At 60.8% G+C, this 12,221-nt stretch carries 8 protein-coding genes; all 8 read right to left on the minus strand.

Going from position 1 to position 12,221, the window contains the following annotated elements; all coding sequences use genetic code 11:
- Positions 1–14: 14 nt before the first annotated feature.
- The 8 genes from VQ575_RS18880 to VQ575_RS18915 all read right to left on the minus strand — a co-directional run bounded on the left by VQ575_RS18880 (position 15) and on the right by VQ575_RS18915 (position 12,120).
- Positions 15–3,593, minus strand: a complete 3,579-nt coding sequence (locus tag VQ575_RS18880) for a glycosyltransferase (protein WP_039593100.1) — start codon at positions 3,591–3,593, stop codon at positions 15–17.
- A gap of 110 nt (positions 3,594–3,703) precedes the next feature.
- Positions 3,704–5,269, minus strand: coding sequence for a flagellar hook-associated protein 3 (locus tag VQ575_RS18885; protein ID WP_325918216.1), 1,566 nt, complete (start codon positions 5,267–5,269; stop codon positions 3,704–3,706).
- A 13-nt stretch (positions 5,270–5,282) separates the two neighbouring features.
- Complete coding sequence (flgK, locus tag VQ575_RS18890) at positions 5,283–7,349, minus strand: flagellar hook-associated protein FlgK (RefSeq protein ID WP_039593102.1); 2,067 nt, start codon at positions 7,347–7,349, stop codon at positions 5,283–5,285.
- A 10-nt stretch (positions 7,350–7,359) separates the two neighbouring features.
- On the minus strand, positions 7,360–8,658 hold the full coding sequence (gene flgJ / locus VQ575_RS18895; RefSeq protein ID WP_039593162.1) for a flagellar assembly peptidoglycan hydrolase FlgJ: 1,299 nt from the start codon (positions 8,656–8,658) through the stop codon (positions 7,360–7,362).
- A gap of 14 nt (positions 8,659–8,672) precedes the next feature.
- Complete coding sequence (locus VQ575_RS18900; protein WP_162488974.1) at positions 8,673–9,743, minus strand: flagellar basal body P-ring protein FlgI; 1,071 nt, start codon at positions 9,741–9,743, stop codon at positions 8,673–8,675.
- A 45-nt stretch (positions 9,744–9,788) separates the two neighbouring features.
- The gene (gene flgH, locus VQ575_RS18905) at positions 9,789–10,484 is read right to left on the minus strand and encodes a flagellar basal body L-ring protein FlgH (protein ID WP_039593103.1); all 696 of its coding nucleotides are present in this window, start codon (positions 10,482–10,484) and stop codon (positions 9,789–9,791) included.
- Between the two features lie 63 nt (positions 10,485–10,547).
- Positions 10,548–11,333, minus strand: coding sequence for a flagellar basal-body rod protein FlgG (flgG, locus tag VQ575_RS18910; protein WP_039593104.1), 786 nt, complete (start codon positions 11,331–11,333; stop codon positions 10,548–10,550).
- Between the two features lie 49 nt (positions 11,334–11,382).
- On the minus strand, positions 11,383–12,120 hold the full coding sequence (locus VQ575_RS18915; RefSeq protein WP_039593105.1) for a flagellar basal body rod protein FlgF: 738 nt from the start codon (positions 12,118–12,120) through the stop codon (positions 11,383–11,385).
- Between the last annotated feature and the right edge of the window lie 101 nt (positions 12,121–12,221).

Raw genomic sequence — 12,221 nt, forward strand, 5'->3', positions numbered from 1 at the left:
CGCGGGGAAACCCATCAATCCGGCAGCCAACCATTGGCCCAGTACTGCAGGTTATCGCCGCGCAAGATAAAGTCGCGCAGCACCACTTCACGTAATTCGTCGCCCATCCGGTAACTGGCAATCGGATCTGCCAAATGCATACGGATTGCCTCAAGCCACTCTTCGGTACTGTTGGTGAGGACTCGCGTGCAAGGCAAATGACCTCGGTAGGCCTCCGTATCCGAGCAGATGACTGGATAGCCACACGCACCGTACTCCAACAGGCGAAGGTTGCTTTTGCAGTCGTTGAATATATGAAATTCCAACGGCGCCAGGGCCAAGTCCAAATTCAGACTGGCCAGTTTTGCCGGATAAAGCGCAAGGCTAACGCCTGGATGGAATTCATGGATATAGGGCTTGAGCAAATCGGGGCACATGCCAAAGAAAACCCATTCGACTTCATCAGCGAGTTCCCGAACGACATCGGCGATAAGCTCCAGGTCGCCACGGTGGCTGGTGCCGCCCCCCCAACCGATACGCGGCTTGCTGGAGGTCGCACGCTGGCTTCGAAGCTGGTTCCACAGGCCGGCCGCCAGCATGTTCGGCACGACGCGAATATCGTGGTGCATGCTCGACAAAGCGTCCGCCAACGGATGGGTGGACACCACGACCCGATCGCACTGGGCGATACCTTGGCGCAGCAAGTCTTCGAGGTTGTCCGGCATATTGCGACGGTGTTCGTTTTTCTCCGGGACCCTGGCGATGTAATCATCCAGTTCATAGATGCGCATGGCCTTGGAGTAAGTCTTGACCTGGGCAATGTCCTTGAACTTACCCACGTTATAGCGACCCTGGAGAATGATCACATCCGGTGACTGGCGCTCGATGTCAATGATCGAGGGCGTATCGTAGGCAACACGCCCGACGATTCGACCCGCCGCCTCCAGCTCGAACAATGGCTGGCTGACCCGGTAATGCCCCACCGCCGAGGTGTTGACCGCCATCCCCAGGATCGAGGGCACGTTACGGGTGATCAACGGATTCCAGCCGGTGCGTGGCCCGGGTTCAAGGCTGAAGCTTTTTCCGGTCAGGGTCAGGTTACGGTTGTAGGCGGGATCGTTGGCGATTTTGGGCAACCAGCGCTGATAGAATGCCTCCTGCTCCTCCTCCAGCCGCTGCTTCCAAGAAGGATCACGACCAGGCTCCACACCGGAGGCCAGCACGACATCGCTGTATGGCGTGGTGACGATCAGGTAACCGTTTTTTCCGACCTGCTGGCACAACTCCAGAGAATTGATGCGCTGCGTTGTGATCGACTCATCGAACCCGCCAGCTTCCTCCAGAACTTGCTTGCGTACCAACAGGCAATGATCGCCAACGGCGCTCCAGTTCTGCACGGTCTGCAAGCGCTGCATGTAGCCGCCAGACGTTACCGATTCGTTGACAAAGGCCCTGCCCGCCAACCCGCCCATCCCCATGATCATGCCGGCATCGATGACCCGGCCCTGCTGGTTAAGCGTGCGAGGCCCCACGATACCGACCTCGGGGCGTTGCCCATGATTGAGCAGCTCATCCAGCCAAGCGGCTTCCAGCACGATGCAATTGGGGTTGAGCAATAACAGATATTCGCCACGGGCATGCTGTAGGGCGAAGTTGCGGATCACTGCTTCACTACTACTTCCCGGGTGCAGGAGTATTCGCAATTTTTCGCTGCCCAGCTCAGCCATGCCCCGCAGCCAATGCTGCAGCGCGGCGTTTTCACTGGCGTTATCGACAATGATGATTTCGTAGTGCGGATATGTCGTCGCACTGAGCAGGCTGTTGATACAACGCTCCAGCGCACTCAGGTCATCCTTGACGCTGATGACGATCGACACCAGAGGACGCTCGGCGAAGAGGTATTCAATGCGCGGAACCAGCGCGAGGAGCGCCCCGGGGTGAAGCCGGTGCGGAATGCCGATACGCTGCAGATGCGCACTGATCAGCCGGGTGTTTTGCTCGATGACTTCCGGCTGCGACAGCCATTGGGCGAACGATAACGTCGACTCGACCTGGACTTCAGGGATATGACCAATAACTTGCGGCCCGTCCGTTTCGACCAGTCGCCAGATCAAGTCATGGGGCGCCAATTCGCCCAGGCTCGAATCGAATCCACCCGAGGCCAGGAATCGCGCGCGCTCGAAAGCCAGAGTCCGACCGACATAGGGGTAACCGCGCATCAGATCGAGGTTGAAGTCGGGCTTGAAGATCGGCTCCGCCGATTTGTCATCCACCAGCGCGCCTTCATCGCTGTAGATGCAGGCAGCACTTGGCGAGCTGACAATCCGGTCGGCCATGACCAGGAGCGCAGACTCGGTCAAGCGGTCGCCGGCACGCAGCAGGTAGAACCAATCGGCGCCGTCCAATTGAGGCAAAAGCCCATTGAGCTGCTGCACCCAGTCAGCCTGCAGTCCAAGGCGCAGGATATGGTTGTCCACACCCTGGCGACCGTTGGACAGCAGCAGCACCGATTCGCAGGCATAGGCCTGGGCCGTGATACTTTGCAGGGTAATGCCGAGCGCATAAGGATCGTCCTGCTCATCGATAATGACGGGGACGATCCTCGGACGATAGGCCCAGCGCGCGATCTGCCGGGACAGGACTTGCTTGCGCAATGGACTGAAACGGCGGCACTCCAACCACTGCACATAGAGGTCTGCGTAGCTTTCGATGTCAGTGCCAACTTGCGAGCCGATAACGCCCTGCCGAGTCGCGATGACCGAGTAAACGTTTATTTCTTCCCACTCGGTCGCATCCTCCTTGCTTCGGTCCAGCGCCTGGTAACGCACCCAGCCACTGGCCGGCGCCGGCTCGCCACTGCGCTGGCCAAGCATTTCCTTGAGCCACGTCAGCTCCACCGTGGCCGCTTCAAGCATTTTGGCCTGACGCGCCAGGCGGTCCGGATGCAAGCGCTGACCGCTTCCCTCGGCGTACAGTTGGACCAGGTTACCCCGTCGCAACAGGCAGATGAACAAGGCAAAATCCAGGACCGCCTCGAAGCCTTCGCCGGGCCGCGCCAACGCCGGCAGCAAAGCCTCGACGTCGGTGCGACGCATCAATGCACCACTTAAACCGCCAAGGATATTGCGGGTGGTTTTTTCAAAATACGCCAGCATGTCGCTGCCGTTGAACAGCGCATCGAACTGGGTGATGCCGGTGTTTTCAACACGGATCGGCAAGGCGTAGTTGTCGGCATCGATCAGGTGATGCTTGTTGATCACCAACGATACTTGCGGATGTTCTTGCAGGATGGCCGCCTGCTGGCTGACGCAGAACGCCAGCAACTGATCGTCATCGCAGAGGAACTTGATGTACTCGCCCCGGGACTCTTCAAGGCAACGCAACAGGTTTTGCTGGAACCCCAGCCGGGTAGGGTTGCGCAGGTAGCGCACCGCAACACTCGAGCCTGCTTCAAGCTCCTGGACAATACGCTCGACTTCATCGCCGCGGCAATCGTCGCAGATTACAATCTCAAGATTCTCGTAGCTCTGCTCGAGCGCGCTTTGCAAGGCGAGGCGGAAAAAGCGTGAGTGGTACGCGGGGATGGCGATGCTGACAAGAGGAGCTGATTTCACACGCTTGGCTCTCAACCGGTGGGCGCCAACTCAGGCGAGAGCAGGACGTCCTGAATCGTATAAAGAAACGGGTCGGGGACCGCTTATAGCATCACGGCCCCTGCCCTGGATCACATCTTGTTGAACAAGCCCAATTGAGCGATCTTGCTGAACGCCAACTGCGACGCTTGAAGCATAGTCTGCTGCAACGTCAGGCGCGTCATCACCTCCGCTGGGTCGGAGTCACGAATCGCCGACTGGGTTTGCGAATTGGCGAGGACGAAGCTCTGGTTGGTATCGCTCTGGGTATCGAGCGACTGCCCACGTCCACCAACCGAACTCAATGCGCTGGTCAATTGGTCGGTGCCGCTGGCCAGGTTACCGATACCCGAAGCCAGCGCCGCGTTCAACTTCTGGATGGCGATGTTGTCGCCATCAGCCGGTGTGTTCAATGCGGTCCGCAACTGGCTCACGGTGTCCAGGATGTTCTGGGTCTCGTGGGTGTTGACTGCGATGCTGAACTGATCGTTGGCCGCCGCAGCACCATTAAGGGTGAAACTCACCCCGGATGCGGTGGCGACGTTGCCTGCCAGGGTGCCGCTCGATACTGGTTTGCTGTCGGCGGTCAGTGGCGCGGCGTAGAGGTCGAAATCCGTGGCGCTGGTGAACTTCAGAACGGCAGACCCCGTCGGAAAACTGGCGTGGTAAGCAGCCGGATCGGTGATCTGGCTGCCCGTAATCTGGGTCGCGGTGGTATTGCCCGGGCTGCGTGCCGGCGTGATTGAGTCAGGTTTGGCGGCCAGGGTGAAGGTACGACCTGTCAAAACCGTGTCCGCGACCTCGCCTGCATGAAGGTTGACGTTCAAGGTCAGGTCAACACCGCGAAAGCTCACGGTCTGCCCGGCCTGGTTGTTCGGTTGGATGACACCGCCCTTGCTGGCTTCGGCGGTCACATCGTTGCCGCCCGAGTCGGTGATTTTCAGTTGGGTGCCGCTGACGAACTCAACGGTGTACGGCTCACCACTGCGGAACTGGCTGTTGTAGCTCACGCTGGACGACACCTGGCCGTTGGTCAACACCACACGACCATCATCCACTGGCGGCGCGGTCATGGTGACCTGAGTACGACTGGTGTTGACGGCTTGCTGGAACACTTCCCAGCCGGTGCTGTTGGTGGCCATGGACATGGTGTCGCCGATCGGCAGGTCCAGGGTGACCTGGTCGCCGTTGTAGCTGTAGGTGCCGTCGTCATTGCGGGTGAACGGCACGACATCGCCCTTGGAACCGGCGAAGATGTATTTGCCGTTCTCATCTTTGGTGTTCATCAGGCTGAGCAGCTGTTCTTCAATCGAGCCCAATTCCGAAGCGACCGCTTTACGGTCTGCGTCGGTGTAGGCGGCGTTGCCGGCACTAACGGCCAACTCCTTGGCGCGCTGCAGTACGTTGCCGATACTGGTCATGACCGCTTCGGTGTTGCCCAGGGTCGCCTTGATGGTGGTGACGTTAGCTTCGTACTGGGACAGCATCGAAGCCTGGTTACCCAGTTGCAGCAAGCGCGAAGCACCGACTGGATCATCGGCGGCGGTGTTCACACGCACCAGGCTGCTGGCCTCCTCGCTGCTCTTGACGACCTTGGCGAAGTTTTTCTGGTAGTTCGCAGCCGTGCTTTCGTAAAACTGAGAAGTAGAAATGCGCATGGGCTACGGCTCCTTAAAGACTGTTGATCAATGTACTGAAGATTTGTTGCGCAGCCTTGATGATCTGCGAGGATGCGGTGTAGTACTGCTGGAACTTGACCAGGTTGCCGGTTTCTTCATCCAGGTCCACGCCGGACAACGAATCGCGGGCATTCTTGGCGTTGTCCAGGATCGCGCCAGTGGCGGCGCTGTCCAGCTTGCCCTGGGCAGCCTTGGCACCGACGCCTTCCACCAACTTGCCGTAGGCATCGTTCAGGGAAATGCCTTTACTGCCGGAGTTGGTGTCCACAGTCTTGGCGGTCTGCAAGCCCGCCAGGATGGTCCCGTTACGGTTGTCCAGGCTGCCGGGCTGGCTGAGACTGATGTTGATACCTGAGCCGTCGGATGGAGCGCCGGCGATCGACATGTCGAACGTGACGGTACGCTGCACCGGCGGTACGGACGAATCCATGATCGGGGCACCCGTGGCGTCCTTGAGCGGAACGCTCAGGCTCAGGGTGTTGCTCTGGCCGGGTATGATCGTGCCGCTGCTGATCAAGCCACCCTGGGCATCGCGTAGTTGGTAAGCCTGGCTGGAGCCACCGGCCGACGTCGCCCCGAACACCACCTTGACCGGCATCGAGTTCTTGATGCCGTTCTGGATGATGCTGGTGGTGGCTTCGTCGTAGATGTCCAGCTTGGTGGTCATGGTCGGCTGGCCGCTGGCCGGAATGGTCAGCGTGCCGCTGCCGCCCGGCGTGATGGCGGCGCCCAGCGGCGCGGCAATCGCCAGCCGCTTGGAGTCGGTCATCTCGGTCTTGATGCTGCCCGCCGCGTTGCGGGTCGGGGTGATCTTGAACGAATCACCGGCCACCGCCGGGCCACCGCCGAAGGTCAAGGCGAAACCATCGACCACCGGTGGAGGCGTGGTCGCGGTGTTGAACGCCCCCATCGAGGTGTTATCGGGCAAGCGCTGCACCGTGTAGTCGGTAGCGCTGGTGAACGTGATCTTGTAGTCGTTGGTGGTCAGCTTGCCGGTGTCTTCGATGGACACGTTGAAGTTGCCGGACCCGGCGCTGTTGCCCAGCGAGGCGACGCTGCGCTGGCTCATCTGGGCGGCGCTGTTGATGCTGCTGAACAGGTTGGAGCCAAACGCACCGTTCTTGTCGATGCCCGAGGCCTGGATGCTGTTCATCTGGTCTGCGACGACCAGCGCCACGCGACCCAGCTCGTTCATGGCGGGGTCGAGCACGGTGCTGCGGTAGCGCATCAGGCCGCCGATTTCACCACCGGTCAGCACCTGGGTAAGGTCCATGACGCTGGAGCCGCTGTTGAGCTGGATACCCATGCGGCCAGGATCGTTCTTGTCCGGCACTGCTTCCAGTTTATTGGTGATATTGCCCATCACCAGTGGCTGGCCGGAACCCAGGTAGATGTCCAGGCTGCTGCCGTTCTCCACGACCTGAGTGCCGGTGAAGGTGGACAGCTGGCGAATGGTTTCGCTGCGGGCGTCGAGCAGGTCGTTCGGAGCGCCGCCGGAGTTGGAGACTTCGGCGATTTTCTTGTTCAACTGGGCGACGGTGGTGGCCAGGCTGTTGATCTGGTCGACCATGTTCGACAGGTTGCCGTTGATGTTCTCGTTCTGCGCGGTCAGCTGGCTGGCAACCGAGTTGAAACGGTTGCTCAGGGCCTGGGCATCGCTGAGCAGCAACTGGCGGGAAGCATCGTCGCCCGGCTTGGCGTTGACGTTCTGCACCGAGGCGAAGAACTTGGTCAGTGCGCCATTGAGGCCGGTGCCGCTGTCCGACAGCAGGGAATCGAGTGGGGTGATCTGCCCCTGATAGGCCGCCGCATCGCTGTTGAGCGAGGTGGTGGTCTTCAGTTGTGCTTCAAGGTACGAGTTATAGACCCGGCGCACATCCGCCAGGGTCGTGCCGGAGCCGATGAACACGTTGCCGTACTGGTTCGACGCCTTGGTGGTCTGCACGGTCTGCTGACGCGAATACCCGGCGGTATCGACGTTGGCGATGTTGTTACCCGTGGTCACCAGTGCGGTCTGGCTTGCGGACAGACCCGACATCCCGATATTGAGCAAACTCATGGTTCAGACCTTATAAAGTCGTGGTGGCACCAGCCGAGGCGTAGTTTTGGTAACTCGTCATCTGCCGGGCTATGTTCGAAATCTTGTTGGCGTAGTTCGGGTCGGTGGCGTAACCGGCCTTCTGCAACTCGCGTACAAACTGTTCCGGGTTATCGGCCGACTTCAGCACATCTTGATAGCGACTGTTGCTTTGCAGCAGGTTCACCAGATCATGAAAACTGTCGCGGTACGAGGCGTAGGAGCGGAACTCGGCCGTCTCCTTGACCATCTCGCCATTGCGGAACTCGCTGGTGATCGCCCGCGCCGAATCGCCCGTCCAGTTCTTGCTGGCCTTGATACCGAACAGGTTGTGGCTGCTGCTGCCATCGGGCTGACGCATCACCGATTTGCCCCACCCGGTTTCCAGGGCGGCCTGGGCCACCAGGTAACGTGGGTCGACCCCGATGCGATCAGCGGCTTCCTTGGCCATTGGCAGCATGGCGTTGACGAATTCATCGGCATCGCGGAAGGCCTTGCGCGCCGGTGCCAGCGGTGGCTGGGCCACGGCGCGACCGTAAACCTGCATGTCGCCTTTGGGCTCGGCAGCCTTGAGCGCGGCCAGCCAGTCACCATTGGCCAGCTCACCGGTGGCAGGCTTGACGGCGGCAACGGCACGATCCGGCAAGACGTTCTGCGCCACGGCCTCAGGCTTGACCGACGCCGAAGGCACCAGCCCGGCGAGCAGGCGGTCGGCCAGTTTCGGCGGCAGGGCCAGGCGGCGCTGGTTGATCAATTCCATGTCGTTGCGGTGAATGCCCTCGGCCCCTTGCGGCGCGCTCACAGCCCGCGAGGCCCAGAGCGGACGCTGGCCGTTGCTGCGCGACAAAGGCCCATCGGGCAGCGTTCCGGCCGCCACAGGCGTAGGCACTGGCGCCTTGGCCTTGTCCAGCGCCTCTTGCTGCTTGGCGGCAGACAAGGTGGCCGCCTCGCCCGAGGCCAGCGGCTTGTTCTTCGACATCTGGCGCAACAGCACATCGGCCAGGCCGATACCCCCGCCTTCGCGGGACATGGAAACGGCCAACTGCTGGTCGTACATTTCCTGGTATTGCTTGGCTTCCGGCGTGTTCATCGGGTTGTCCTTGCCCAGGGCCTCGGTGGCCGAACGCATGGACTTGAGCATTTCACCGAGGAACAGCGACTCGAATTCCTGCGCCACTTTGCGCAGGTTGCCTTCGCTGTTCTTGTCGCCGACCTTGAGCTGGTTGAGGCGATTGAGGTCCGAATAGGACGCTGAATCCCCACTGATCAAGGCGCCTTTGCGCATATCCACCATGACCGCCTTCCTTAAATCACGATCAGGTCGGCTTGCAACGCGCCGGCCTGCTTCAAGGCTTCGAGAATCGCCATCAAGTCGCCCGGTGCCGCGCCGACCTGGTTCACCGCCCGGACGATTTCATCCAGGGTAGTGCCCGGGCCGAACTTGAACATCGGCTTGGCTTCCTGCTCGGCATTGACCCGCGAACGCGGGACCACGGCGGTCTGGCCGTTGGACAATGGGCCCGGCTGGCTGACGATCGGGTCTTCGGTGATGGTCACGGTGAGGCTGCCGTGGGTCACGGCGGCCGGCGAAACCTTGACGTTCTGGCCGATCACGATGGTGCCGGTGCGCGAGTTGATGATGACTTTCGCCACCGCCTGGCCCGGGTCGACTTCGAGGTTTTCCAGGATCGACAGGTAGTCGACGCGCTGGCTCGGGTCCAGTGGCGCGGTGACGCGAATCGAGCCGCCATCGATGGCCTGGGCCACGCCTGGGCCGAGCATGTCGTTGATCTTGTCGACGATGCGCTTGGCCGTGGTGAAGTCGGAACGGTTGAGGTTCAACGTCAGGCTGTTGCCCTGGTTGAAACCGCTCGGCACCGCACGTTCCACCGACGCACCACCAGGGATGCGACCGGCCGATGGAACGTTGACGGTAATCTTCGAACCGTCGCGGCCCTCGGCATCGAAACCGCCCACCACCAGGTTGCCCTGGGCGATGGCGTAGACGTTGCCGTCGATACCCTTGAGCGGCGTCAGCAACAAGGTGCCGCCACGCAGGCTCTTGGAGTTACCAATGGACGATACGGTGATATCCACTTGCTGGCCGGGCTTGGCGAACGCGGGCAGATCGGCACTGACCGACACCGCCGCGACGTTCTTCAATTGCACGTTGCCGGAACCGGCCGGCACCTTGATGCCGAACTGCGACAGCATGTTGTTGAAAGTCTGCAGGGTGAACGGGGTCTGGGTGGTCTGGTCACCGGTGCCGTTCAAGCCCACGACCAGGCCGTAGCCGATCAACTGGTTGGAACGCACGCCGGAAATGCTGGCGATGTCTTTCAGGCGCTCGGCTTGAGCGGTGAAGGCTGCCGACATCACCAGGGCACCGATCAACAGCTGTTTAAGATTCAACTTGATCACCTAGAAAGGGAACTTCGGGCTGAGGAAGAAACGGTCGAACCAACCTGGCTGACTCGCATCGGCAAAGGCACCAGTGCCCGAATAGGTGATGCGCGCATCGGCCACGCGGGTCGATGGAACAGTGTTGTCGGTGGAAATGTCATCGGCGCGGACCATGCCGGCGATGCGCACCAGTTCGTCACCGGTATTGAGCGTCAACCACTTCTCGCCGCGCACGGCGATGATGCCGTTGGGCAATACATCGGCCACGGTCACGGTGATCGAGCCGGTCAGGCTGTTGCTCTGGCCGGACTGGCTGTCGCCTTTGCTCGATCGGTCGGCACCGTATCCGGCATTGAGGCTCAGGTCGCCGCCACCGATCGGATTGTTGGTGGTCAGGCTGGAGCCGAACAGCGAGGTCAGGCCGACGCTGGTCTCGCTGGTCTTGTCGATCTGCGAGTTGGCGTTCTTGCTGGCCTGGGTCCGCTCGTTCAGGGTAATGGTGATGATGTCACCGACCCGGAAAGCCTTACGGTCGCTGTACAGGTTCTGTTCGAAACCGGCCTGGTAGATCGAGCCGTTATTGGCGGCGGCCGGCAACGGCGTGCGTGGCAACACCGGAGCGTAATACGGGTCATTGGGCCTTGGTGTTGGCGCGACACAGCCCGCCAATGCGGTAATCCCACTCAATGCCAGAACAGATACGAAGCGATTCATGACCCTACCTCTTGGTGTTGCAGGCGGCCTCAGGCCGCCCTGTCTACGGATTTTGCGACGCGATTACAGATTCTGCGTGACGAACGAGAGCATCTGGTCGGCGGTGGAGATCACCTTGGAGTTCATTTCGTAGGCGCGCTGGGTGGTGATCATGTTGACCATCTCCTCAACGGTGCTCACGTTCGAAGTTTCCAGGGTGTTCTGCAGCGTGGTGCCGAAACCGTTCAGGCCCGGAGTGCCGACTTGCGGCGCGCCGCTGGCGGCGGTTTCCATGAACAGGTTGTTGCCCACGGCTTGCAGGCCGGCCGGGTTGATGAAGTCAGCGGTCTGCAGGTTGCCGATCACTTGGGAAGCAGGGTTGCCGGCCACGGTGATGGACACGGTACCGTCGCGGCCCACGGTGAAGGTCTGGGCATCGTTCGGGATGACGATGGCCGGTTCCAGGGCGAAACCGCTGGCGTTGACGATCTGGCCATTGGAGTCGAGGTGGAAGGTACCGTCACGGGTGTAGGACGTGGTGCCGTCCGGCTGCAGGATCTGGAAGAAACCGCGACCGTCGATGGCCATGTCCAGCGGCTGCTCGGTGGTTTGCAGGCTACCGGCGTTGAAGTTTTTCTGGGTGCCGACGATGCGCACACCGGTACCCACTTGCAGGCCCGACGGCAATTCGCTGTCCTGGGTCGACTGGGCGCCTGGCTGGCGTTTTACTTGGTACAGCAGGTCCTGGAACTCGGCGCGATCACGTTTGAAGCCCGTGGTCGAGACGTTCGCCAGGTTGTTGGAAATAGTGGAAAGGTTGGTGTCCTGGGCGGACAGACCTGTTTTGGCAACCCAAAGAGCCGGAAGCATTCGATTCTCCTCTCACGCCTGTTTTTCGGCGCAGCGCTGTAATTAATGATTAGATCTGCAAGACCCGAGCCATGGCTTCATCGCCTTCTTTGGCGGTGTTCATCATCTTGACGTGAAGCTCGAATTGCTTGGCCAACGCCAGCACGGAAGTCATTTCATCCACGGCATTGACGTTGCTCGCCTCCTGGAAGCCCGACACCAGTTGCACGTTGCCGTCGATCGGCGCCGGCTGGCCGTCCTTGGTACGGATCGAGCCATCCAGGCCCTTGGTCATGTTCCTGAGGTCCGGGTTGACCAGCTTGATGCGGTCCACCTCAGCCATCACACGCGGGCCTTCGCCCATGGCGCGGATACTGATGGTGCCGTCCTGGCCGATTTCGATTTTCTGCTCCGGCGGCACGGCGATCGGACCGCCATTGCCCATCACCGGCATGCCGTTGCCGGCCCGCAGCACGCCCAGGGCGTCAACGTTGAGGCTGCCGGTGCGCACGTAGCTTTCACCGCCGTCGGGATTCTGCACGGCCATCCAACCCGGCCCGCTGACCGCCACGTCCAGGTCACGGCCGGTTTCCACCAGCGCACCCGGGGTGAAGTCAGTGGCAGGCCGCTCGGACATGGCAAATGCCCGCGCCGGAAAGCTGTCGCCGAATACCGGCATCGAACGTGCCTGCTCCAGGTCTTTCTGAAAACCATTGGTGGAAATGTTCGCCAGGTTGTTGGCATGGGCCCGTTGCGCCAGTGCGTTCTGGCTGGCGCCGGTCATTGCCACATAAAGGTACTTGTCCACTGTCGTTCCTCTGCATGCCGGACGTTTGCCGTCCACTGCTGTGTTGCACAGCCTTAAGCAAATTGCAGACCAACTTTTTTCTGGCGGGCCCAGGCCCGGAA

Origin of the sequence: Pseudomonas frederiksbergensis (genome assembly GCF_035751725.1) — a bacterium.
Taxonomy (GTDB): Bacteria; Pseudomonadota; Gammaproteobacteria; order Pseudomonadales; family Pseudomonadaceae; genus Aquipseudomonas; species Aquipseudomonas frederiksbergensis_A.